General features: G+C 71.4%; 23 protein-coding genes. 6 read left to right on the plus strand and 17 right to left on the minus strand.

All coding sequences use genetic code 11. From position 1 onward, the window contains the following. The first annotated feature begins 44 nt into the window (after nucleotides 1–44). Nucleotides 45–983: a hypothetical protein gene (locus tag AFR_RS17315; protein WP_023361903.1), complete on the plus strand. Its 939-nt coding sequence runs from the start codon at nucleotides 45–47 to the stop codon at nucleotides 981–983. Here the strand turns inward: AFR_RS17315 and AFR_RS17320 are convergent. The 4 genes from AFR_RS17320 to AFR_RS17335 all read right to left on the minus strand — a co-directional run bounded on the left by AFR_RS17320 (nucleotide 923) and on the right by AFR_RS17335 (nucleotide 6,101). After that, nucleotides 923–3,250 carry a putative bifunctional diguanylate cyclase/phosphodiesterase gene (locus tag AFR_RS17320; protein WP_063749538.1) on the minus strand — a complete coding sequence of 776 codons (2,328 nt, stop codon included), beginning with the start codon at nucleotides 3,248–3,250 and terminating at the stop codon, nucleotides 923–925. The genes AFR_RS17315 and AFR_RS17320 overlap by 61 nt on opposite strands. 64 nt (nucleotides 3,251–3,314) lie before the next feature. After that, a complete protein-coding gene (locus tag AFR_RS43695) occupies nucleotides 3,315–5,144 on the minus strand; it encodes a sensor histidine kinase (RefSeq protein ID WP_052359406.1) in 1,830 nt (609 codons plus the stop codon). A gap of 88 nt (nucleotides 5,145–5,232) precedes the next feature. Next, nucleotides 5,233–5,706 (minus strand): RDD family protein, encoded by a 474-nt coding sequence (locus AFR_RS17330; protein WP_023361909.1) that lies wholly within the window; start codon nucleotides 5,704–5,706, stop codon nucleotides 5,233–5,235. Then, entirely contained in the window at nucleotides 5,703–6,101 is a 399-nt protein-coding gene (locus AFR_RS17335) for a DUF2752 domain-containing protein (protein WP_023361911.1), read from the minus strand. Before AFR_RS17335 ends, AFR_RS17330 begins: the two co-directional genes overlap by 4 nt. A 162-nt stretch (nucleotides 6,102–6,263) precedes the next feature. On the opposite strand from AFR_RS17335, the gene AFR_RS17340 reads away from it, so the two are divergent. Continuing rightward, nucleotides 6,264–7,631 (plus strand): AI-2E family transporter, encoded by a 1,368-nt coding sequence (locus tag AFR_RS17340; RefSeq protein WP_023361913.1) that lies wholly within the window; start codon nucleotides 6,264–6,266, stop codon nucleotides 7,629–7,631. A 566-nt stretch (nucleotides 7,632–8,197) separates the two neighbouring features. Here the strand turns inward: AFR_RS17340 and AFR_RS17345 are convergent. Genes AFR_RS17345 through AFR_RS17360 form a run of 4 tightly spaced genes read right to left on the minus strand, consistent with a single transcriptional unit; the run spans nucleotide 8,198 to nucleotide 10,047 of the window. Continuing rightward, complete coding sequence (locus tag AFR_RS17345) at nucleotides 8,198–8,425, minus strand: helix-turn-helix domain-containing protein (RefSeq protein WP_023361915.1); 228 nt, start codon at nucleotides 8,423–8,425, stop codon at nucleotides 8,198–8,200. Beyond that, nucleotides 8,425–8,904, minus strand: a complete 480-nt coding sequence (locus AFR_RS17350; protein WP_023361917.1) for a DUF2975 domain-containing protein — start codon at nucleotides 8,902–8,904, stop codon at nucleotides 8,425–8,427. Before AFR_RS17350 ends, AFR_RS17345 begins: the two co-directional genes overlap by 1 nt. 49 nt (nucleotides 8,905–8,953) lie before the next feature. Further along, the gene (locus AFR_RS17355) at nucleotides 8,954–9,583 is read right to left on the minus strand and encodes an NADPH-dependent FMN reductase (RefSeq protein ID WP_023361919.1); all 630 of its coding nucleotides are present in this window, start codon (nucleotides 9,581–9,583) and stop codon (nucleotides 8,954–8,956) included. Between the two features lie 23 nt (nucleotides 9,584–9,606). Beyond that, nucleotides 9,607–10,047, minus strand: coding sequence for a response regulator (locus tag AFR_RS17360; RefSeq protein WP_023361921.1), 441 nt, complete (start codon nucleotides 10,045–10,047; stop codon nucleotides 9,607–9,609). A gap of 70 nt (nucleotides 10,048–10,117) precedes the next feature. On the opposite strand from AFR_RS17360, the gene AFR_RS17365 reads away from it, so the two are divergent. Further along, entirely contained in the window at nucleotides 10,118–11,365 is a 1,248-nt protein-coding gene (locus AFR_RS17365) for a PP2C family protein-serine/threonine phosphatase (RefSeq protein ID WP_148307987.1), read from the plus strand. Nucleotides 11,366–11,387: 22 nt separating this feature from the next. Here AFR_RS17365 and AFR_RS17370 read toward each other — a convergent pair whose 3' ends face one another. From AFR_RS17370 to AFR_RS17385, 4 genes are all read right to left on the minus strand, one after another. Further along, on the minus strand, nucleotides 11,388–11,945 hold the full coding sequence (locus AFR_RS17370) for a hypothetical protein (RefSeq protein ID WP_023361924.1): 558 nt from the start codon (nucleotides 11,943–11,945) through the stop codon (nucleotides 11,388–11,390). Between the two features lie 7 nt (nucleotides 11,946–11,952). Then, a complete protein-coding gene (locus tag AFR_RS17375) occupies nucleotides 11,953–13,014 on the minus strand; it encodes a glycoside hydrolase family 43 protein (protein WP_023361926.1) in 1,062 nt (353 codons plus the stop codon). A 184-nt stretch (nucleotides 13,015–13,198) separates the two neighbouring features. After that, nucleotides 13,199–14,137: an anti-sigma factor RsbA family regulatory protein gene (locus tag AFR_RS17380; protein ID WP_023361928.1), complete on the minus strand. Its 939-nt coding sequence runs from the start codon at nucleotides 14,135–14,137 to the stop codon at nucleotides 13,199–13,201. Between the two features lie 59 nt (nucleotides 14,138–14,196). Next, nucleotides 14,197–14,604, minus strand: coding sequence for a hypothetical protein (locus tag AFR_RS17385; RefSeq protein ID WP_023361930.1), 408 nt, complete (start codon nucleotides 14,602–14,604; stop codon nucleotides 14,197–14,199). 159 nt (nucleotides 14,605–14,763) lie between these two features. Here AFR_RS17385 and AFR_RS17390 point away from each other — a divergent pair, with 159 nt between their 5' ends. Together AFR_RS17390 and AFR_RS17395 are read left to right on the plus strand one after the other, a co-directional pair. Continuing rightward, entirely contained in the window at nucleotides 14,764–15,465 is a 702-nt protein-coding gene (locus tag AFR_RS17390) for a cytochrome P450 family protein (RefSeq protein WP_023361932.1), read from the plus strand. Beyond that, nucleotides 15,462–16,808, plus strand: a complete 1,347-nt coding sequence (locus AFR_RS17395; protein ID WP_023361934.1) for an acetamidase/formamidase family protein — start codon at nucleotides 15,462–15,464, stop codon at nucleotides 16,806–16,808. The genes AFR_RS17390 and AFR_RS17395 overlap by 4 nt, the downstream gene beginning before the upstream one ends. On the opposite strand, the gene AFR_RS17400 is transcribed toward AFR_RS17395, so the two are convergent. The 4 genes from AFR_RS17400 to AFR_RS17415 are packed head-to-tail and all read right to left on the minus strand — an operon-like array spanning nucleotide 16,786 to nucleotide 20,625. After that, nucleotides 16,786–17,541, minus strand: a complete 756-nt coding sequence (locus AFR_RS17400; RefSeq protein ID WP_041840931.1) for a sulfite exporter TauE/SafE family protein — start codon at nucleotides 17,539–17,541, stop codon at nucleotides 16,786–16,788. The genes AFR_RS17395 and AFR_RS17400 overlap by 23 nt on opposite strands. Next, the gene (locus tag AFR_RS17405; protein WP_023361938.1) at nucleotides 17,538–18,674 is read right to left on the minus strand and encodes a hypothetical protein; all 1,137 of its coding nucleotides are present in this window, start codon (nucleotides 18,672–18,674) and stop codon (nucleotides 17,538–17,540) included. Before AFR_RS17405 ends, AFR_RS17400 begins: the two co-directional genes overlap by 4 nt. Further along, entirely contained in the window at nucleotides 18,671–19,561 is an 891-nt protein-coding gene (locus tag AFR_RS17410) for a hypothetical protein (RefSeq protein ID WP_023361940.1), read from the minus strand. Before AFR_RS17410 ends, AFR_RS17405 begins: the two co-directional genes overlap by 4 nt. Then, nucleotides 19,558–20,625: a hypothetical protein gene (locus AFR_RS17415; RefSeq protein ID WP_023361942.1), complete on the minus strand. Its 1,068-nt coding sequence runs from the start codon at nucleotides 20,623–20,625 to the stop codon at nucleotides 19,558–19,560. Before AFR_RS17415 ends, AFR_RS17410 begins: the two co-directional genes overlap by 4 nt. 122 nt (nucleotides 20,626–20,747) lie before the next feature. On the opposite strand from AFR_RS17415, the gene AFR_RS17420 reads away from it, so the two are divergent. Continuing rightward, nucleotides 20,748–21,362, plus strand: a complete 615-nt coding sequence (locus AFR_RS17420; RefSeq protein ID WP_023361944.1) for a hypothetical protein — start codon at nucleotides 20,748–20,750, stop codon at nucleotides 21,360–21,362. Here the strand turns inward: AFR_RS17420 and AFR_RS17425 are convergent. Continuing rightward, on the minus strand, nucleotides 21,352–22,113 hold the full coding sequence (locus AFR_RS17425) for an alpha/beta fold hydrolase (RefSeq protein WP_023361946.1): 762 nt from the start codon (nucleotides 22,111–22,113) through the stop codon (nucleotides 21,352–21,354). The two genes, AFR_RS17420 and AFR_RS17425, sit on opposite strands and share 11 nt — an antisense overlap. Nucleotides 22,114–22,181 lie beyond the last annotated feature (68 nt).

Consider the following 22,181-nt stretch of genomic DNA (forward strand, 5'->3'; position numbering starts at 1 on the left):
GCATCGTAGTCTGTCGATTACTATCGACCGCCTGCGGAGGACGTATGCACGTCAGCCTGACCGTCGCGCTCATCCTGTCCTCCGCCGTGCCGTCGCCGGCCGCGGCCCTGACGCTGCCGACGTTCGCGGTCGGGGCGACCACCTCGGCCACCGACGTCGTCGGTAGCGGCAACACCTGCGCCGGGTTCCTCGACGAACGCGGACACCTCGGCCCGCTGCTGGGGATCCGCCGGGTGTTCGCCAACGCGGGACAGCTGCCACCCGCCGACGCCGTCACCTGCCACACCACCCAGGGCGCAAAACTCTGGTACTCGTTCAAGACCTCCTGCACACCCACCGCGGTGGCGGCGGGGTCGTGCGACACCGAGATCCAGGCGATCGCCGCGGCGATGCCCGCGGGCAGCATTCTCACGTACTTCCACGAGCCCGAGGACGACATGACGGGCGTCCAGTTCGTGAACGCCTTCAAACGGGTCTACTCGCAGGCGAAGGCGATCACCACGACCGTCGACGTGGTGCCGGTGCACATGGCGTACCAGTGGCGGACCGGATCGGTGAACGTCACGAACAACGGAACCGGCGGGGACCGCGAGATCCAGGACTGGATCGTGCCGGTGGCGTTCTCCGACGGGTACGGGATCGACCTGTACTGGCAGGCGAGCACCCGCGGCAGTGAGCCGGACGACCCGGTGAGCGTCGGCAGTGACCCACGGATGCTCCGCTGGTACACCGCCTTCGGCGCGCTGGGCCGCCCGCTGGCGCTGACCGAGTGGGGGATCGACGACGACCTGGGCGTCCGGGCCTCGCGGGGACCGGCCATCCGCGCCTCACGGACCTGGCTGGCGTCGCACGGCTTCCGGATCGTCTGCTACTGGCAGCACGACAACTGGTACCTCGGCTCGTCGGTGACACCCCCGGGCGGTTACGCGGACCCGGACGGTGTCGCGGCGTACCAGGAGTTGGTGGCCGCCTCGATCCCCTGAGCGACGTCGTCCGCGGAGAGCGGGCGGTCGTAGAGGAAGCCCTGCACCAGGCGGTAGCCGGCCTCGTAGAGCCGCTGGGCCTGCTCGGGGGTCTCGACGCCCTCGGCGACGGCCTCGACCCGCATGCCCTGGGCGACCGTGATCAGGCTCTGCACCACCAGTGCCTGCGGGCCGTCACCGGTGACACCGTCCACGAAGGACTTGTCGACCTTGAGGACGTCGACCGGGCAGTCGACCAGCAGGCTCAGCGACGAGTTGCCGGTGCCGAAGTCGTCCAGGGCCACCTGCAGCCCGAGACCGCGCAGCTCGCGGACCGCCGCCATCGCGGTGTCGGCCCCGAGCACCGCCGTCTCGGTCACCTCGATCATCAGCCGGCGCCGGTCCGCGCCCGTACTGCTCAGCACCGCGGCGACCTCGGCGACAAAACCGGGCTCGGCGAGCTGACGGGCGGACACGTTGATGCTGACCTTGCCCGGTGCGCGCTCGCCGTACCGGTGCTGCCAGGCCGCGGCCTGACGGCAGGCCTCCTCCAGGACCCAGCGGCCCACCTCGACGATCGCGCCGTTGCGCTCGGCGATCGGGACGAAGACGTCCGGCGGGACGAGGCCGTGCTCGGGGTGCTGCCAGCGCAGCAACGCCTCGACACCGGCCAGGCGGCCGTGGGGCAGCTCGACGAGCGGCTGGTAGAGCAGGAACAGCTCGCCGCGGGCGACGGCGCCGCGCAGGTCCCGGCCGAGACGCGCCTCGCGGTCGGCCTCGCGGTCCATGACCTCGTCGAAGCGGGTCCAGCGGTTGCCGCCGGCCGCCTTGGCGGAGTACATCGCCACGTCGGCGCGGCGCAGCAGCTCGTGGGGGTCGTCACCGGGCCGGCTGCGGGTCACGCCGATGCTGGCCTGCACGACGATGTCCTGCCCGTCGAGCGGTACCGGCCGCTCGACGGTCTCGAGCAGGCGCGTCAGCAGCGTCGGCAGCGCGGCCTCGTCGCCGTCGCGCACCAGGACCACGAACTCGTCGCCGCCCAGGCGGGCGACGGTGTCCTCCCGGCGGATCTCCCGTTGCAGGCGCCCGCTGAACTCGACGAGCATCTGGTCGCCCCGGCCGTGACCGAGCCGGTCGTTGATCGACTTGAAGTCGTCGACGTCGAGCAACGCCAGGTGGAAGTCGTCACCGGTGACGAGCAGCGCGGCGATCTCACGCTCGAGCAGCGCGCGGTTCGGGATGCCGGTCAGCGTGTCGTGGGTGGCCTGGTGCTCGAGCTGGTCCTGATAGCGGCGCAGCTGACCCAGGTTGGCGTCCACGGTGTTGAGCAGGCGCACATTCTCCCGCATGGTCACGATCTGCCGCACGATCACCAGCGCCGTGAGGGACACCGCGCTGATCTGCATGACCGTGATCTCGGCCGGGTGGCTGGTCCCGATCGACAGCAGCAGGGCGTCGGTCGCGGCCACCGCGAGATAGGGGACCACGCTCGCCCGGTGCGGCTTCGTGCGTACCGGGGCGATCTGCACCTCGGAGTGCAGCTGCCGGACGGCGGCGAGCTGGACGGCGAAGGCGGCCACGGAGACCGCCACAAAACTCGACGACAGGTACGGGCGGTCCACCAGGAACGGCGACAGGCCACCGAACAGCGCGCTGGCCGCCGTGCCGTACGAGAGCAGGCGCACCGACTGCCGGTCGAGGCAGCCGGCGCCGGCGAACGCCACCTTGACGAAGGTGACCACCGAGATGAAGCCGACGACGCTCAGCGCGAGCAACGGCATCGCCGACCCGGTCTGCTCGGTCCACACCTCGACCTTGCGCAGGGAGAAGTGCCAGACGAACACGCCGCTGGTGATCAGCACGATGCACGTGTCCAGGCCGAAACGCGCCCAGTCGCTGCGGGAGCGCTGCCAGGTGGGCAGGCGCAGCAGCGCCCAGAGCAGGACCGCCAGCGCCAGCAGATAGACCGACAAAGTGAGGGTGCTCAGGCGCTGCGACGGCTCGGGACCGCCGACGGCGTCGTACGCGTTGCTGACGATGCCGACGGCCATGATCGTGGTCGCGTGGCCCAGCTGCGTCCAGAACCGCCGGGTCGCGATGCCGAGCTCCACGCGGCGGCCGGTCTGCCGGCAGGCCCGCGCGGCGAGCAGGCTCAGCACGGGCAGGGGGAGCCAGCCGAGCACCGGGTACGCCCAGACGTGCCCGAGACCGATGCCCAGCCACAGGAAGGACACGACCAGCAGGGCTCCACCGGCCGCGAGAGCGGCGCGCGGGTGCACGGTCCTCACCGGCGACCGCCTTTCCTGACTCCGTCGGGGTGTGACGGATCAATTCGGCGCGCGCCGGCGAATCTCAAGAAGAGTGCACGATCCTTTCCGTCGCCCCGGTGCCGGCGACGAGCCGGGCATGGGCCGGCAACGAGAACCAGAAACGGCTGCCACCGCCGGGGTTGCTGTCGACACCGACCAGGCCCCCGTGCCGCTCGATGATGCGGTGCACGATCGCCAGGCCCAGTCCGGTGCCGTGGTATCCCTCGCTGCCGCCGGCCCGGATGAACGCGTCGAAGATCGTGTCCAGCTGGTCCGGCGGGATGCCGATGCCCCGGTCGGCGACCTCGACGCGCCAGCCACCCGCCTCTTCCCGGCGGCTCGTGATCTCGATGCTCGGGTCCTCGCCCTCCGGCGTGTACTTGAGGGCGTTGCCGATCAGGTTGTCGACGACCTGCCGCAGCAGCGTGGCGTCACCGTCGACGGTCGGCAGCGGCCAGACGACGATCCTCGGCTGCTGGGCGCCGTGACCGCTGACCCGGTCGCGGACCACCTCGGCCACCATCCGGTTGAGGTCGACCTGCGCCGTGACCAGGTCCTGGTTGTCGGCCGTGGCGTAATCCAGGAGGTCGTCGATCAGCGACTGCATGCGCTGGGCGCCGCCGTAGAGGCGTTCGAGGAAGTCGCGGTGCAGGGGTTCCAGCCGCGGCGCCGCCTCCTCGCGCAGGAAGTCCGCGTAACCGGTGATCCGGGCGAGCGGGCTGCGCAGGTCGTGCGCGACGATGCCGGCAAAACCGACCAGCTCGCTCTCCCGCTGCCGGAGCTGCACCTCGACGGCCTCCCGGCGATCGATGTCGTCCCGCAGCGCGGCGGTGGCGGCGTCGACCCGGCGCAGCGCGCGGTTGCGTGCGGTGATCACCGTTCCGGTCAGGGCGGCGAGGAGCAGGGTGATGAAGCCGCCCACCGCCCAGGCGATCATGTCGAGATGCAGGTCGGTGCCGGGCAGCAGCCGGTCGGTGGGCGTGACCGTGAGCTCCCACGTGCCCTGCGGCACCACGATCGGCACCGTCCGCGCGGGCTGTCCCCGGGCCGGTTCCGCGGCCGGCTGCCAGCGTCCGACCTCGGTCCGTCGCCCGGCCGAGCTGTCGGAAAGGGCGAGGACGACGGTGTTACCCGCGGTCCGGCTGATCGCCTGGTGCAGGAAGTCGGCGCCGCGCAGCCCCATCACCATCCATCCCCGGAACTGTCCGGCGTCGGGTGCCGCGGGTGAGGTCGAGTACACGGGCGCGGCCAGCACGAACGACCACTGCCGCCGGGCACTCGGCACATCGCCGTCCTCGAGCAACCGGTAGGTCGGGCTGATGGCAACCTGATGGCTGTCCCGGGCCTTGGCCAGCGCCGTCGCGGCCGGGGTGGAGGCGGCGAGGTCCTGACCGACGGCCTCCGCGGTGCCGTCGATCGGCCTGCTCTGGACGACGAAGAGGTGGCCGTCGCGGATGCCCGGCGCGGCCCGCAACCGCAGTCCCGGGCTGCCGGCCGTCCGCCAGGCCCGCTCGACACCACCGATCTGACCCGTGGTGGCCGGCACGACGAGCGAGACACCGCTCGCGCCGGGCAGCCGCTGACGGTCGGTGGCCGCGGTGATCGCCGCGAACTCGGCCGTCTCGAGCCGGCTCTGCGAGCCCACCGCTGCCGCGAGATCGAGGAGCGAGGTCGTGTACCGGCGCATCTCGCCCGCGAGCGTCTGCGCCACGATGGCGGTCTGCTGGTCCAGGGCCCGGCTGAGGCGGTCGGCGTCGGTGCGGCGCAGCGCGAATGCGGCCAGGGCCGTACCGGCCAGCCCCAGGGCGATCACCGGAATCAGGAACCGCAGCGCCCTCCGCCGCGGGCCGTCTCCCTCCGGAGCCGCTTCCACGTCTTCAAGCTACGCCGCGGCACCGGCCCGAGCAGGCAATCTGCGATCACGAGCGCGGCCGGGGGAGCCGGCCGCGCCCGTGGGTCACTCAGCGGACGACGACGGTCTTGATGAGCTTGTCGGCGATGGTCTGCTTCTTGGCGTCCCAGAGCGGGAACAGCCAGCCGATGTAGCAGATGATCGAGTCGATGAAGTGCGCCAGATCGCGCACGAACGCCATGCCGGCGCCGATCGGCTGACCGGTCTGCTCGCTGACCAGACGGATGCCGAGAGCCTTGCGGCCCCAGCTCTGACCGGTCTTCCCGGCCTGGAACCAGCGGTTGTAGCCGCTGACCACCAGGGCCAGGAGCACGAAGACGAAGTACAGCGCGTTGAAGGTCGGCAGACCGGTGGCCTCGTCGGTGTCGCGGCCCAGCGTCACCGCCAGGATCGAGAACGGCGCCACGCAGAGCATGTCGATCAGGTAGCCACCGACGCGCTGCACCCAGGAGGCGTAGTTAACGGCGGGAGCGGCCTGGCCCTGCCCGGAGTAGGCAGCACCCTGCGGGTGGTCGTACGTCATAGGTTGTTCTCCCTGTGCAATTGAAAGAGCCAGCTCGCGAGGGCGAGCAGGCCGACCGGCCATCGAAGGAGACGGCGCCGCGCCGCGGGCCACGGACGGGGTGCGGCGAGCACCCCGGCCGACCGCAGCACGAGCAGCGGCACGGCAACGGCGGTGAGCGCGGCGAGCCCGAGGATCACCGGGTTGGCCGCCACCGCCCCGCCGACGTCGCCGCGCACCAGTGCGACCGCCGCGGTGGTCAGACCGCAGGCGGGGCAGGGAATGCCGGTGAATGTCCGTAGAGGACACGGCAGACCCAGACCGGTCCCCACGGCGACCGCCGGCCAGGCGAGGGCGGCCGCTGCTACGGCCAGCCCGAAACCGCCGAGCCGTTCGGGGACCGAAAAAGTCCGCACGGTTCCGCTCCAGTTGTTCGATGGGAGGCGCCCGATCGTAGAGGCACGGCGATCTCCGCGCGACCCCGTTCCGGGGGTGGGGAGTGAAGTGGGCTCCGACTGGGCACTCAGGGACGCCCGGCCGTTCGGTCCGGAAGCATTCGGCGCGAGCTGGGAGGTCTCATGGCAGGCACACAATGGGCGCGGACGGTCCGTCAACGGGCACGCGACCGGCTGGCCGAGGCGGCGAGCCGCAACGCCCCGCCGCCGTTCCAGGCCACCCCCGACCTGCAGGACACGGTGACCCCGGTCATGGTCGTGCAGCAGCAGGAGCCCCGGTCGGAGGACGTCCTGCCCCGCGGCGTACGGACCGCCGGCGCCTGGGCCTGGCGGTTCATCCTCTTCGTGGTCGCCGGTTACCTGTTCCTGCGGGTCGTCGGGCTGCTCCACGTCGTGATCATTCCGGTCGTCATCGCGATCCTGCTCGCGGCGATGTTCCAGCCCGTCTCGGCGGCGCTGACCAAGCGCGGCATGAAGAAGTCGCTCGCGGCCGGGCTGGTGCTCATCTCCGCCCTGCTGCTGGTCTTCGGTGGCCTCGGGCTGATCATCCGGACCTTCATCGCCCAGATCGACACCCTGTCGTCACAGGTCGGCGACGGGATCGACGAGGTGCAGAGGTGGCTGTCGCAGGGGCCGCTGCACATCAGCGACGCTCAGCTCAGCCAGTACGTGGACCGGATGCAGTCGGCGCTCACCGAGAACCAGGGCGCCCTGACCTCCGGTGCGCTCAGCACCGCCACGACGCTCGGCGAGGTGGCGACCGGCTTCTTCCTGGTGCTGTTCACGCTCTTCTTCTTCCTGCGTGACGGCGGCCAGATCTGGTCCTTCCTGTGCCGGCTGCTGCCGCGTGAGGCCCGCGTTGCGACCGCCCGTGCCGGTCACTACTCCTGGCACACACTGGTCTCGTACGTCCACGCCACCGTGCTGGTCGCCTTCGTGGACGCGGCGGGCATCGGCATCGGCCTCTTCGTGCTCGGTGTGCCGCTGGCGCTCCCGCTGTCGGCCCTGGTGTTCCTCGGCGCCTTCATCCCGGTGGTCGGTGCAACCGTCACCGGTGTGGTCGCGATCCTGGTCGCCCTGGTCGCCAACGGACCCGTCACGGCCCTGATCGTGCTGGCCGTCGTGATCGCCGTCCAGCAGCTCGAGGGTCACGTCCTCCAGCCGCTGATCATGGGCCGGGCGGTCGCGCTGCACCCGCTCGCCGTCATCCTCGCGATCGCGGCCGGCATCGTGGTGGCGGGCATCGTCGGCGGTCTGATCGCCGTACCGCTGCTCGCGGTGCTCAACACCGCGATCCGTTACCTCGTCCGGCATCCGTCCGGTGAGCCGACGCCCGGCCGGGTGCCGCCGGGCACCGAGCCCACGGACGACGACGAGGCCGAGGTGGAGGACCGGGAGCAGGACGCCGCCCGCGCCTCGGACGCGTCCGAGCCGCCTCCGGCAGAGACCTCCGTCGATGAGGATGCGATGCCGGTGGCACAGAGGCAATAAGACGACAGTATCTGCGCGTACCCCGTCACGCTCTTGTGCGTTGACGGGGTACGAGTCGTCTGGAGGCCCCCATGGTGCGGTTGTGGGGACTCAGCGTCCTGGCCACGGCGGTGTCGACGTACGCCCTCGACGCGATCGCCACGGCGGCGGGCATCACCCTGGTGGCCGCGGGTGTCCTCGGCGGCCTCTCCCACCCGTGGCTCCTGGCCCTGCTGGTGTCGAGTTACGGACTCTGGGGCGCCGGGCTCCGCGCCGGTCTGCTGGCCAACGGTCGCCTGCTCGTCGCCACCGGCGCCAGCACCAACGTGCTGTCCAAGGCCGCGTACGACCTGACCCGGCGCCGGACGGCGAACCCCCGCACGGCCCGGGTCGCGGCAGCCGCCGGCTACACCGGCACGGAGATCCTCAAGGAACTGCCCTATTACGCCGGCGCCTTCGGCACGGCCGTGGTCAGCGACTCCGTCACCACGAACAAGGCCCTCGTCTTCCTGATCGGCGCGAACCTCGGCGCGGCCGTCTACGAGTACGCCCTGGCCCGGCTGACCGGTGTGTTCCTGCGCCGCCGGTCAGCCGCCCGCGCCGGCGTCCTCGTCGTCGACCCACTCGAGCAGGTCGCCCGGCTGGCAGTCGAGAACCCGGCACATGGCTTCCAGGGTGGTGAAGCGGACCGCCTTGGCGCGGCCGTTCTTGAGGACCGCGACGTTTGCCGGTGTGAGCCCGATCGCCTCGGCGAACTCGCCGACACTCATCTTGCGCTTGGCCAGCTCGACGTCGATGCGGACGACGATCGGCATCAGATCACCGCCTGCATGTCGGTCCGCAGCGTGGTCGCCTGCCGCAGCAGGGCGCGCATGACGACCATCAGCAGTCCGAGCACGGTGACCCCAACGACCATCAGGAACAGCAGCAGCGGGACTCCCGGGTCCGACGCGTTGAATCCGACGTAGAGGAACACCCCGACCAGCACGGTCCAGCCGGCGACGATCGCGCCCAGGATCACGTTGACCCAGACCATCGAGTCGTCACTGAAGATGCGGTCCTTGCGGACCAGGGTGAGCAGCTTCCAGGTGGAGACGATCACCACCTGTACGCACAGCACCCAGAACACGGTGACGGCCGTCAACGGCCAGCGGAGATAGGCCTCGTCCGGGGACTGCTCGGCCATGTAGCGGAACTGCCCGGGCAGCGAGAAGGTCTGGAGGAAGACCAGGACCGCGAACAACAGCACCAGAAAGACCTGAAGAGCGGCAACCGCTCGACGCTCGATGAACATGCATCGAGTTTCAGTCTCTTTCTATCGATTGTCAATAGGTGACACGGAGTCAGAGGCCGTGCCTCCCGTGCCGGGTGACCGTGGGGTCGCGCCGCATGACCACCGGGAAGACACTCGAGTACGCCTGCCAGTTCGGCTGCTTGCGCGGATCCGGCACGGCGAGCAGACGGCCCAGGGCGCGCAGGGTGTCGGTCAGCGCCATCGTCAGGCGCGGATCGTCGACCACACCGTCGGCGTCGACCGCCTCCGGGCTGACCGGGACCCGGATGCAGGCGGCCTTCAGCAGCCGCGCGTTGCCGTTGGCCAGAACGGCCTCCAGGGCGGCGAGGGCACCGTCGTCCTGACCCGGCGCGGCGACCGACAGCCAGGCGGCCGGTTTGCCGACCAGATCACCACCGGCGATGAGCCAGTCGAGGAGGTTCTTCAGCGTCCCCGGCAGCGAGCCCGCATATTCGGGAGTGCTGAACAGCACGGCGTCCGCTTCCTCGACGCTCTGCCGCAGCGCGGTCACCGCACCGGGCAGGGCCGGTTCACCGGGTACGAAGGCAGGGAGGTGCCGCAGTTGGTCGTACAGGATGGTGCTGATCCCGGGGGGTGCGAGCCGTGCCGCCGCCCGCAGGGCGGAGGTGTGCAGAGAGCCCTCGCGGGTGCTGCCCGAGATCAGCAGGATGCGGGTCATGCGCCGACCCTACGGTGTGGATGTTACCGGGGGAGCAGCGCGACATCCCGGTAGAAGCGGTTGATCTGACCGACGGTCGACTCGAAGGCATCGAGCTCCATCGGCTTGGTCACGTACGCGTTCGCCCGATGCTCGTAACTGGCCAGGATGTCGGCCCCGGCGGCCGAGGTCGTCAGGATGACCACCGGGATCGCCTTCAGGGTGTCGTCTTCCTTGATCTCGGCGAGGGTCTGCTGGCCACCCATGCGCGGCATGTTGAGATCCAGCAGGATCAGATCCGGCCGGGAGGCCCCGGAGTGGGAACCGGTGCGGCGCAGATAGTCGAGGGCCTCGCGGCCGTCACCGACCCGGTCGACCCGGACGTCGGCATCGGACAGCTGCAGCGCTTCCTCGATCATCATCGCGTCGGCGTCGTCGTCGTCCACCACCAGGACGGAGAGGGTCTTTCGGTTCACGTCGCGCATGCCTTGCCCTCATTTGTTTGCCGGAGGGCAAGCATAGAGGTCGGGGCCCTCATGTTCGTACACTGACGAGGTGAATACTTCGAGTGGCATGCTGACGCTGCCCGGTCGTCTCGACGCGGTGCGGCGAACGGGGCTGCTCGACACCGGTCCGGAGGAACCCTTCGACCGGCTCACCCGGCTCGCCTGCGAGCTGCTCGACGCGCCGTTCGGTTTTGTCACGGTGGTCGACGAGCGCCGCTCCTTCTGGAAGAGCTGCGTCGGCATCACGAGCAACGAGCTCGCCGACCGGCAGAACCCAGTGGGCGAGTCCTTCTGCCAGTACATCATCGCCACCGACGAACCCGTGATCATCGGCGATGCCCGCCTCGACCCGATGACCCGCGACAACCCGTCGATCGAGTCCATGGGTGTGATCGCCTGGGCCGGCTTCCCCGTACGGTCCCCGGACGGTTTCGTGCTCGGCTCGTTCTGCGTCGTCGACAGCCGGCCCCGGCAGTGGACCGCCCAGGACCTCCGCACCCTCGAAGTGCTGTCCCACGCCGCCGGTGGCGAGGTCGCCCTGCGGGTCGCGGCCGATGCGGCCTCCCGCGAGGCGGACGATGCCCGTGCGGCGGCCGATCGTTACCAGCAGCTCGCCCTGACCATGCAGGAGAGCCTCCTGCCCCGCGACCTGCCGACCATCGACGGCCTCGACCTGGCGGCGGCCTACCGCCTCGGCGGCGACGACGTCCTCGGCGACTTCTACGACGCCGTCCAGACCCCCACCGGCTGGGCCCTCTTCCTGGGCGACGTCGCCGGCCGTGGCGCCCAGGCCGCCCGCACCAGTGCCCTGGCCAAATACACCCTCCGGGCCGGGGCACTCCGGGCCAGCTCACCGGCGATCGTGCTCACCGAGCTCGACTCGGCCCTGCACCGCTGGTACGCCGAAACCACGGCCCCGGGCTTTGTGACCTGCGCGTACCTGTCTTTGCGCGCGTCCGAGGGCGGCTTCGTGGCCCGCATCTGCACCGCGGGTCACCCGGCGGCGTTCATCCGCCGCGCGGACGGGTCCGTCGAGGCGTTCGGCCAGCCGTCGAGCCCGCTCGGCATCCTGCCCCGCCTGTCCATCCGCATCGACGAAACAGAGCTCCGGCCGGGCGACCTCCTGGTCCTGCGGACTGACGCCCCGATCGACGACGCGGCCCTGCGGGCGGGCCTGGGCACCGGCCCGGCCGACCACGCCCAGGCGGTGGCCGACACCCTGCTCGACCACATGCTCCAAGCCACCGAAACCCCGATCCGCGACGACACCGTCGTCGTGGCCCTCCGCATCCGCTAGCGGCAACCCGCCGGGCCCGGTGTCACCCGACGCTCGCCAGGAAGCGGGTCAGGGTGGCGGCCCAGAACTGTTTGGCTTCGAGGTTGAGTTCGGGGGTCTGGAGGCCCTGCTGGCCCGCCACGATCGTTGCCGTGCCGGTGGGTTTGGGCTCGCTCGTGATGGTGATGAACGAGTCGTCGGCCGCTTTGACACGCCAGGTGATGCGGCGGTCGGTGCCGCTCACGCGGGGGTCGGTGGCGATGACCTTCTGCACGTCCGGGTCCGTGGCGGCGAAGGTCACCCACCTGTCCATCAGGTCCTGCATGCCGAGCTTGGTGGCCTTGCTGACGCTGGTCTGGAACGTACCGTCGGGGCGCTGGCCGGGGATGCGGCGGCCGATGTGCTGTTCGTAGGCGACCGTCACCGCCTGGGTCCACCAGCCGAGCGGGTCGACCTTGCCCTGGAGTTCCTCGTAGACCTTCAGGGCGATGGCCTGATGGTCGAGGTTCCTGGCGTCGATGCCGTCCATGAACGTCAGCCACTCGTCCCAGGTGCGGTCGGTGGCCCGCTCGACCGGTTTGATCCGGGGGTTCGTGCCCATCGTGCTCCTACTCGAAGAACTTCAGGCCGAACCCGGTGGTGCTGGTGGCGCCGGGGACGTTGGCCCGTGTGTACGTGCTGTTACCCCACCACAGGAACGTGCCGGTGTACCAGTACCGGTTGTCCCAGGAGTACGGCGTGCCTTTCGGGACGGCGTGGAACATCAGCGGGAAGTGCGAACCGGCGGGCGGGCTGGTGTTGATGTCGCCGTTGAGCAGCACGAAGCTGTGGTGGCCGGGGCCGTTCACGGTCAGGGTCGGGTCCCAGCCGGCCATCATCGTGGCGCGGTTGGAGCCGAACTGGCAGCCGTTGGACTTGTACCAGTCCCAGACGTAGGTCGGGTCGCCGCCGGCGCGCAGGCGCAGGTCCGCGATGCAGTACTGGTCGCTCCAGCTGCCGTTGGCCGAGTAGAAGACGTGCAGCTGGCCGTTCGGGTCCTTGATCGCCTCGGGGCCCTCGTTGATGAACGGGTTGCCGACGACACGTTCCCAGCTCTCGCGGGGCTGGGAGATGACAAAACGGCCGCCGGTGGTCGCGGACGGGCTGCTCATGCGGGCGAGGTAGAGGTTCTGCTCGACGTTGGTGTCGCCGGCCCAGCCGGACCAGACGAAGTAGCGCTGTCCGTTGAAGACGAACATGCTGCCGTCGACCGCCCACTTGTCGTCGGGCAGGGCCATGCGGGTCTCGCCGGTGTACCCGGAGGTGGCGGCGGCGGAGCTGATCACGTACATGCGGTGGGCGTTGCCGCGGCCGGCCGAGAAGTGGATCCAGTAGCGGCCGCCGTCGAAGGTGATCTCCGGGGCCCAGACCTCACCGAGGTTGCGGGTGTCGCTCCAGATCTGGCGGGCCGGCGCGGCCGCCAGGCCGCCGGTAGACGACGCCTGCCGGACGGCGATCCCGCCGTTGTACGACTGGACGGCGGTGTAGGTGCTGCCGACCCGGATCACGCTGGGGTCGGCCGCGCGCAAGCTGGTCTGAGCCACCGGCACCGGCGGTGCGGTCGCGGGGATGAGGTGTCCGGCCACGAGGAGGCCGGTGAGAGCGAGGGTGACGATTCCGGGGATTCTCATGGTCACGACCCGTGGTCGGCCTCCGCTTCGACGCCGAGGAGGGGGATGGCGTCCGGACAGGGCTGGTGGAGGTGGAGGCGGATCCATGGGGGGCAGCCCCGCCGTGCGCTGAGAGCGCTCTCTGAGTTTTCAGGTTTGTAACAATGTTGTCAATGGACATCGATCGATGGGTGGGTGACGAGCTTCAGTGCGAGAGCAGGACGGCGAAGCGCACCTGGGTCGCACCGTCTCGGTGCCCGATCCCCAGGGCGTCGCAGAGCTGTCGCGAGATCCACAGCCCGCGGCCACCGGTGCCGGCCGGATCCGGCGGTCGGTAACCGGCCAGCGGGTCGGCCGGACCCGGTCCGTCGTCGGCGACCTCGCAGGTCAGGGTGCAGCCGTCCACCCACACCCGCAGCTCCCGGCGTCCGCCGCCGTGCCGGAGGCTGTTCGTCGTGATCTCGCTGAGCGCCAGCACCAGGTCGTCGGCCCGGTCCAGCCCGGTCCAGCCGTTCGCCTCGACCAGCGCGGTGACGGCCTGCCGGGCCTGGACCACACCGCCGACGAGTTCCATGGTCAGCACCGGTGGCCCGCTGACCGGCGGCAGGGCCTCGGGCACGTTCAGCAGGAACTGTGCCGTGGTGACGTACGCGTCGCTCGGCTGCCGGCCCTCGCCGGCGACCACGGTCGGGTGAGTCCGGCGGGCCTCGTCGAGCAGCTCCGGCGGCAGCACCCGGGTGTCGTACGGGCAGACGATCGAAACCGGCGCGGCGGCGAAGATGTCGTTGAGGGCCGCCTCGTAGCGGTGCCAGGACGGGAGATGCCCGCCGAAGCCGACCTCGCCGACGAGCCGCACGTGGCGCCGCCCGCGACGGGTGGCCTCGGTCAGCACCCGGTGCCAGCGGGCGACGGTGGTGGCGGGCCGGGCATACCAGTCGTCGCGGTCGAAGAACGACACCTGCGTGTGGTCGGTGCCCAGGGCATCACGCAGCAGGGTGATGTTCGGGCCCGTCACGGCGGCCGCGACGGCTTGCCCCTCGGCGAGACCGGCCCGGACGTACGGCACGAGGGTGGCGGCGAACTCGTGGTCGTCGCGGTAGAACATCGCGTCGTGGGTCAGGCAGCCGGAGGCCTCGTCCCGCATGCGTCACCCCCGGATCCGTCCAGGCGGCCCAGGCTACACCGGCCGGACGAGCGGCTGCCTCACTGGTCCAGGGCGTCGCCGAACGGGATCTCGCAGACCGCGCCGGACAGCGCCGTGGCCTCCATGACGACCTTGTTGTCGACCCAGATCGTGCAGGTGATGGCCCCGCCGGCGGGGGACAGGGCGTGCAGCCAGAGCTTGCCCGAGGTGTCGCTGATCTCGTAGGACTTCGACCAGGGTGCGGCCGCGGCGGCGCCGACGTCCTTGCCGAGCTGCTTGTCGCCCGAGCCGTAGATGATCGAGGAGACCTTCTCACCGCTGGAGGCGATCTCGAACGTGACGTTGTGCGGGCCCCCGCGGGTCAGCAGCAGCACACCGGCGGCCACGACCAGCACCAGGGCGGCTGCCGCGGCCGCGCCGATCCACAGCACCGTGCGGGGCCGGCGGGCGGCGTCGATGTCGTTCACGGGCGGAGCTTAACCGCGTACGCGGGGTTGGAGGATCGGCCACTCGGACGGCTTGCGGGCGGGGTCACGGCGGTCTCGGACGGTTTTGTGAAGCCCGGAAACCGGCTCGTCACAAACACTTCGGCCGGCGCCGAACCTTCCGGGCCCTAGCGTGCGCCCATGCGTGAGATCACCGGCCCCGCGGCCCGGTCCGTCCTGTGCGACCCGGCCTTCGTCGTTCCCCCGGTCCCGCCCGCAGCCACCGGCGTCGGCTGGCTGCGTGCCTCGGTCGCCCGGTTCGGTACGGGTGACAGCCACGCCCGCTGCCGCGCCCTTTCCACCGCCGTCCTCGCCGCGATCCCACCGCACACCCTGCGCGGCGAGCCCGGCGTCCACCCGGTGACGACCCTGGCGACCGCGATGGGTCTGGTGGACCTGCCCGCGGATCTTGTCCGTGAGGTGGCCCAGGCCTACCAGCCGGGCACCGGTGACGAGGACCGTGCCGATGCGGCCGTCGAGCAGCTCGTCGTTGGTCTCGGTGGTGCCCACGACGAGGCGACCGCCGCCCGCATCGGCATTCTCGTGCAGGCCTGCGAGGCGACCGCCACGCTGATCGACCGGGCCCGTCACCGCCCGGCGGGCGAGGTGCTGCGGGACGACCCGCCGGTCCGGGCGACACGACGGCAGGCGCTCGTCGCGACCACTGTCGACGGGGTCCGGGTCGAGGCCGGTGAGATCGTGCGGGTGGGTCTGGCGGACGGGCTCGCCTTCGGCGCGGGACCGCACGCCTGCCCGGGCCGCGACCATGCCCTCGCCTTAACAACCCGGACATCGATCAGCGACGGGCCCGACACCGGGTGCGCCTATCAACAGCAGGCATGACTGAATTTGCGGGCAAGGCCCGGGACACGCTGGTGGCGGCGCTGGGACGGCGGACCTTTCTGCGGGCCGCCGCGGCCGTGAGTGCCGGTGGGCTGACGGCCGGGGCGACGGCGACACCCGCGAACGCGCAGACCCGCACCTCGCCGGGCGGCATCCTGCAGCCCGGCACCGGGCCGATCCCGGGACGCCACTACCTGCCGTCGCGGCCGGACGAGGTGCGCTGGGGTTACGTGCCCTCGGTGACCAGCGAGCCGGTGCTGCGGATGCGCTCGGGACAGACCGTCACGATCGACGCCGTGTCTCACGAGGGCATCCTCGAGGACCAGGGCCGCGACCCCGTGAGCTTCTTCGCCGGGCACGGTGTGCCCGCCCGCCGCGTGCTGACCGATGCGGTCGCGATCGCCCGCGGGTACGACCGGACCCCGCGCAGCTTCGACGTGGACGGGCCGCACGTAGTGACCGGCCCGATCCACGTCGACGGTGCCGCACCGGGTGACGTCCTCAAGATCGAGGTGCTGTCCGCGGTGCCCCGCGTGCCGTACGGCGTGGTGTCCAGCAGGCACGGCAAGGGGGCGCTGCCCCGGCTGGCCGGTGGTGCCGTGCCGCCCGGGATCACCGAGGCCGAGATCATGCCGCCGGTGGCCACGGACGGCCGCGCGACCGGCGACCCGCTGCGCTACGGCAACGTGTCGGTCTTCACGCCGGTCCGGTCGGGCCGCGGCGGCGCCCTCACCGGGGTGCTGCCCCGTCCGGGTCACCGCGACGTGGCGTTCCCGCTGCACCCGTTCATGGGCATCATGGGTGTGGCCTTCGCCGACGCGGGATCGCTGACCGATCCGCTGCTCAACTCGATCCCGCCGACGCTGGGCGGCGGCAACATCGACATCAGCCTGCTCGGTCCGGGCGCGACGTTCTATCTGCCGGTCTTCGCCGAGGGCGCGCTGTTCTACGTCGGTGACCCGCATCTGGCCATGGGTGACGGCGAGGTGGCCCTGACCGCTCTCGAGGGCTCGCTGCGCGCCACCTACCGGCTGACGGTGGTCAAGAAGGGTGGCCGGGGTGCGCCGTCGGTCGCCTTCACCTACCCGTTCGCGGAGACGCCGCAGGCCTGGGTGCCGATCGGCCTGTCGGACCCGGACGGCGCGCGGGACGGGCAGGGCAACGACCTGGACATCGCGATGCGCCGGGCCGTGGTGAACGCCCTCGACTTCCTCGAGCACGACCTGGGGATGAACCGGGCCGTCGCCTACGCCTACCTGTCGGCCGCCGCGGACTTCTCCGTGTCGCAGGTGGTCGACGGGACCGTCGGTGTGCACGGCGTCATCCCCAAGACCCACTTCTGAACGCGTCCACGGCCAGCTTGGCCGCCAGCACGAGTCCCGCACAGGCGATGCCGATGCGCAGTGGGCGTTCGGGGAGGCGGCGGACGACGGCGGGCCCGAGCCAGCCGCCGGCCAGTGATCCGGCGGCCAGGGCCAGGGCGGCGACCCAGTGGACGGGCCCGCCGACGGCGAAGATCACGGCCGCGACGGCGTTCGAGGCGCCCGTGATCAGGGTCTTCGCCGCGTTGGTCCGGGCGAGGGACTGCGTGGAGATCGCGGAGAGGAGCGCGAGCATCAGCACGCCTGCCGCCGCGCCGAAGTAGCCGCTGTAGACGGCGATGAAAAAGACGCCGACGCTCGCGTGGCGATGGTCGCCGTCCGTCGGGCGGCGCAGCCGTGGACCGAGCAGGAGGACCACGGAGGCGCCCGCGATCAACCAGGGCACGACCAGTTCGAACACCCCCGGTGGCAGCGTGAGCAGCAGAATCGCCCCGGCGGTGCCGCCCACCGCGCTGACCACGGACAGCCGGCCGATGCGGCGGCCCTGACCGCGCAGCTCGGGCCCGGACCCCGCGGCCGCGCCGACGGTGGTCGCGACCAAAGCCACGGAGTTGGTCACGTTGGCTGCGGTGGGTGGCAGGCCGGCGAGGAGCAGTGCCGGGTACGACGCCAGCGAGGCGAGGCCGCCCACCGAACCGAAGATCCCGGCGAGAACACCGGCACCGGCCAGGAACACGACCGTCCACGGGCTCACCGGACGAACAGCAGGAAGAGGCCCGCCCACGTGTACGCGATCATCAGCAGCACCACGGGAAGCTCGTCGGCCAGCGTGGCCAGCACCGGCCGGGCCGGGCCGGCGGCGAGCGCCATGTCGTGGGCGATCAGCACCGCCAGCAGGTGCCCGAGCAGGATCAGGGTGATCTGCAGTCCCGCGATCAGCCCGGGGGCGGGCCCTTCGGTGAGCAGCAACGTCAGGTAGTGCGCCACGGTGTAACCCACCGCGATCGGGATCAGCGAGGCCGTGACGTCGAGGCGGCCGGCCATCCACCGCACGCTCGCCAGCACCCCGGCACAGAGCAGGACCAGGCCGGCTGTGCCGTACAGCAGGGGGTTGCCGGCCCGGTCCAGGAAGTCGTCCCAGGCGGGTGACGAGGATGCACTGTCGAAGATGGTCGAGCCCCACCACACCGCGAGGAACACCGCCAGGCCGCGGTCGCGCGGGGTGTTCGCCACGGCGGCCAGGGGATTGCGCCACCGCAGCGGGCTGAGCCGCCCGGCCAGCTCCGAGTAGACCTCGAAGCAGTCACCCCGGGCGAACCACTCCTCGCCGCGCACGGTGGCGAAGGCGAGCTGCACCAGGGCGTACCCGAGGAGGGCGCAACCGATCACGACCGGGTCGGTGCGGCCGGGCGAGACCAGCTCGAACCAGACGAAGACCAGCAACCAGACCGCCGCCGGGAGGCGTCCGGCCGACTTCTCCCCGGGTACGGGACGCAGCCCCGCGGCAGGCAGCCGGAGCAGCCGGAAGAGGGTCCGCAGGGGGTTGACGATCCGCCACACCGGACCGAGGACAACGCTGACGGGCACCAGCCCCACCCAGAGCCAGACGAACAACGCGCGGGTGACGGGGTTCTCCGGCCCGCGCGATCCGGTGAACGCGTTCACCACCAGATACAGCGACAGGACCAGGACGACCACCTGCAGCGGGAGCCGCCACCAGGTCGAGCGCACGGCCCGCCGGACGGCCGCACCCAGTCGCGGGCGCTGCCACAGCACCGCCGAGACGAGGAACGAGAGGACCACGGTGGCGGCGCCGGCCTGCAGCACCAGGTCGAGGGGCAGCGGCAGGTCCTGCGACTGCCCGATGCCGTGGGCGAGGACGCTCACCGCACCTCGGCGCCGGCTCGGAGCGCGAGTGTACGCAGAACGGAAGCACCCGCCACGGCGACGCCGATCCCGGTGCCCAGGGCGAGCACGACCAGGATCCGCTCGACGACGGCGGGGCCGGCGAACGGCAGCACGGCCCGGTGGAACGACGTCACGTCGGGCAGCACGAAGACCGCCGTCAGCGCCGCACCCGCGCACACGGCCAGCACTCCGGCGGGCCGGCCCCGGAACACCGTGACCGCCCCGCCGAGGATCAGCGGCCAGGCGAGCAGGTTGATCCCGGCGGCGCTGAGGAACGTCCCGGCCATCGGCGCGGACTCGACGGCCAGGGTCGACCCGGCCACGTGGGTGATCGAGGCGGCCATCGCGACCAGTCCCGTCGCCGCCAGCAGGTCACCCGGCCGCCGCGAGCGCCGGGCGACCAGCGGCACGGCGACGGCGAGAAGGACCGCGGCCAGCCACCACGGCACCGGCGAGGGCGGGCGGGCACCGACGAGCTCGCCGGTGACGGTGACCGGTGTGCCGCCCACGTCCAGGACGATCGACCAGGCCTGCGTGGCGCCCGCACCCAGGGAGCGTCCCTCCGGGGTGCTGCGGGTGTCGATCCAGGTGAGCTTCTGCCCGGCGGCGACCACTGCCGGGGTGGCTGCGCCGCCACCCGTGGGCACGCCGACCGGGACCGTCGTGTGGTTGCGCAGACGCAGCCGGGCGCCGTCCTCGATCGCGGTCACCTCCAGGCCGGGCACGGCGGGGGAGAGCGCCACCACGTGACTGCGGGCGTCGGTCGCGACCAGGCCTCCCGCGTGGGCCGCCGCGGGTGACGCCCAGGCCAGGAGGAGCCCGCCCGCCGTCAGGACCAGGCAGGCGAGCCGGTGCAGCACCGTCACGACGCGGGAACGCCCGTCCGGACCTCCTCGGGGACGGCCTGCGGTGTCGCCGCGGGGGCCGGGCGCACGTTGCGCGTCACCAGCGTGGTCGCCGCACCGGTGAAGGCGGTCAGCGTGAGCAGGCCGCTGACCATGTGGACGTTCCAGCCGACACCCTCGATGCGGGAGGCCACGATCAGCACCGTGCCCCACACCAGCGGCGGGGCGAGCAGGCCGATCAGGAACCAGCCCGCCTCGGCCGGCAGCCGCAGGAAGTGCGCGCCGAGGCGCAGCACCAGCTCGGCACCGGCGGCGGCGCCGGCGACGGTCAGGGACATCCACCAGCCGTCGTCGGTGGTGAACATCAGGTGCATCAGGATGGCCGGCAGGCCCACCAGCAGGGTCGGCACACCGATCGGCAGATGCCAGCGGCGGCCGATCAGCAGGATCGGGACCAGCAGCAGAACCGTGCTGAAGAGGTACCCGTGGACGGACTGCGCGTCGGTCGAGAAGATCCGCACGGGGTCGCGGCCGTCACCGAAGAAGGTCGAGCCCAGCGCCGAGGCGTGCAGCGAGTAGATGTGCAGCGGCAGCGCGGACAGCAACGCCGAGATCGTGGCCAGCGTGGCGTCGCCGGGGGACAGCCGGTCACCCGGGACCGTGGCCAGCATCAGCGCGGGACCGGCGGCCACCAGCACCATGCCCAGGATGATGAACTCGTGGCTCGGGCTGACGAAGATCTCCAGGCCCTGTTCGATCCCGAACACGTTGTGCCACAGCGTGTCCACGCCCCCGCCGACCAGCAGCAGAGCCATACCGATCATCGGTACGCGCAGAGCGTTCGGCAGCGCCAGCAGGGTCCGGTAGGTCGGGATCACGGGCAGTCGCGGGCGCATCAGCCAGACCAGCGTCAGCCCCGACACCGCGATGCCGGAGTAGAGCACACCGTGCCACGGCGTCCAGAAGGTCTCCAGCTCGGGTGTGGTGGCGTGCGCGTACGCGTCGAGCTGCAGGCCGCTCACCAGCCAGGCGCTCGCCACGAGCAGCACCCAGCGTTCCCGTGCGCTGAACGACGACGGTGTCACGTGAGTCTCCTCAGGTCGGTGGTGCCGGACCGTCCGGCCTGCAATCTACATTTCCGGTGACGAAAGGGGCACCCGCCGACCGGGCACCGCTGCGCAGTGCGGTGATTGGGTATAACAGGCCCATGGACCTTGAGGAGCTCGCCCAGGTGATCGCCGAGGTGCCCGAGATCGAGGTGTCGATCGAGGGCGGGCTCGTGGTCACGCGGGTCCCGGCGATCGGGGACGCCGTGCGGCTGGAGCCCGTGGACGTGCTCGACTGGGAATACCTGATCGCGCCGAGCGGTGTGCCGGGCATCGAGCTCGAGGTGCGGCGCGGCCACGAGCGCCTGCCGCTGATCATCACCGTGGATGACGTCGTGTTCATGCCCGCGTACGCCGCCGACATGGTGGAGCCGGACGCGCCCCTGCTGCGGGTGCCGTCCTCGCCCAACCTGGTGGCCTATTCGGAGATGCACCGCGACGTGCGGGCGCTCGGCAAGGCGATCGACGATCCCGCGCTGGAGCTGGACCCGGAGACGCTCGGGGCGACCCTGCTCGTGCATCGGTGCTTCCTGGCCGGCGCGCTCCGCGCCGGGCTGTGGCCGGTGCGGGTGGCCGCCTGGTGGGAGTACATGTGGGCCCGGGTCGGCAACGACATGCTGGCCGGGCCCTTCCGCGCGGATCCGGTCTGGGACCAGCTGATGGCCGACGTGACCGAGGCGCGCCGCCACGTGACCCCGGAGAACGTCACGCCGTGACGGCGTCCAGGAACTCGTCGATCATCGGGGCCAGCCAGTCGGCCCGGTGCGGGACCGTGGTGTGGGTCGTGCCGGGCAGGATCGCCAGCCGGCACCGCGGCAGACCGGTCAGGTCGCCGGGCACACCCCCGCCGAGCAACCGGAACATCTCGACGGCGTGCTCGGGCCGGATGATGTCCGAGTCGGCCAGGACGATCATCACGGGAGCCTGAAGGGCCCGGATCTGCTCGGGCGTCCAGTGCGGAAGGTTCGCGTCGAGGACCTTCATCTTGGTGACCAGGCCGGGCCAGCCCGAGGGGTCCGGTGCGGTCCGCAGGTACTCCTCGTGGAACTCCGAGCCGTGCAGGTGTTCCGGCTGGAGGTCCTGGATGCCGTCCAGCAGGCCCGGGTGGAGGCCGGCGTCGTCGAAGCTCACCGAGGCGAGCACCAGGCGGCCGACGCGGTCCGCGTGGTCGGTGCCGAGGCGCAGGGCGACCGCCGCGCCCATGCTCCAGCCGAAGACGTCGGCGCGGTCGACACCGAGCCGGTCCAGCAGGCCGACGACGTCGTCGGCGAACGCCTCGACGGTCAGCGGCCGGTCGATGTCGGGGGTGTGGCCGTGCGCCTGCAGCTCGACGGCGATGACCCGTCGCGACTTGGCCAGCAGCGGCAGGATCAGCCCGAACGACGTGCCGATGCCGGACAGTGCGCCGTGGACGAGCAGGAGCGGACGGCCCTCGTCGGTGCCGTGTACTTCGTGGTGGATGTCCATGTCCCGACGATGCGCCGTGGCGCTTACGGTCCCCTTCAGCTCGTCTTACGGCGGTTAGGATGCTCGCC

This window comes from Amorphoplanes friuliensis DSM 7358, from assembly GCF_000494755.1.
GTDB lineage: Bacteria > Actinomycetota > Actinomycetes > Mycobacteriales > Micromonosporaceae > Actinoplanes > Actinoplanes friuliensis.

What these genes read in the sequence shown, in the direction of transcription:
- AFR_RS17315 (WP_023361903.1), top strand. Translation starts at nt 45, where the DNA reads ATGCACGTCAGCCTGACCGTCGCGCTCATCCTGTCCTCCGCCGTGCCG.
- AFR_RS17330 (WP_023361909.1), bottom strand. Translation starts at nt 5,706, where the DNA reads ATGACGTACGACCACCCGCAGGGTGCTGCCTACTCCGGGCAGGGCCAG.
- AFR_RS17340 (WP_023361913.1), top strand. Translation starts at nt 6,264, where the DNA reads ATGGCAGGCACACAATGGGCGCGGACGGTCCGTCAACGGGCACGCGAC.
- AFR_RS17345 (WP_023361915.1), bottom strand. Translation starts at nt 8,425, where the DNA reads ATGCCGATCGTCGTCCGCATCGACGTCGAGCTGGCCAAGCGCAAGATG.
- AFR_RS17350 (WP_023361917.1), bottom strand. Translation starts at nt 8,904, where the DNA reads ATGTTCATCGAGCGTCGAGCGGTTGCCGCTCTTCAGGTCTTTCTGGTG.
- AFR_RS17355 (WP_023361919.1), bottom strand. Translation starts at nt 9,583, where the DNA reads ATGACCCGCATCCTGCTGATCTCGGGCAGCACCCGCGAGGGCTCTCTG.
- AFR_RS17360 (WP_023361921.1), bottom strand. Translation starts at nt 10,047, where the DNA reads ATGCGCGACGTGAACCGAAAGACCCTCTCCGTCCTGGTGGTGGACGAC.
- AFR_RS17370 (WP_023361924.1), bottom strand. Translation starts at nt 11,945, where the DNA reads ATGGGCACGAACCCCCGGATCAAACCGGTCGAGCGGGCCACCGACCGC.
- AFR_RS17375 (WP_023361926.1), bottom strand. Translation starts at nt 13,014, where the DNA reads ATGAGAATCCCCGGAATCGTCACCCTCGCTCTCACCGGCCTCCTCGTG.
- AFR_RS17380 (WP_023361928.1), bottom strand. Translation starts at nt 14,137, where the DNA reads ATGCGGGACGAGGCCTCCGGCTGCCTGACCCACGACGCGATGTTCTAC.
- AFR_RS17390 (WP_023361932.1), top strand. Translation starts at nt 14,764, where the DNA reads ATGCGTGAGATCACCGGCCCCGCGGCCCGGTCCGTCCTGTGCGACCCG.
- AFR_RS17395 (WP_023361934.1), top strand. Translation starts at nt 15,462, where the DNA reads ATGACTGAATTTGCGGGCAAGGCCCGGGACACGCTGGTGGCGGCGCTG.
- AFR_RS17420 (WP_023361944.1), top strand. Translation starts at nt 20,748, where the DNA reads ATGGACCTTGAGGAGCTCGCCCAGGTGATCGCCGAGGTGCCCGAGATC.
- AFR_RS17425 (WP_023361946.1), bottom strand. Translation starts at nt 22,113, where the DNA reads ATGGACATCCACCACGAAGTACACGGCACCGACGAGGGCCGTCCGCTC.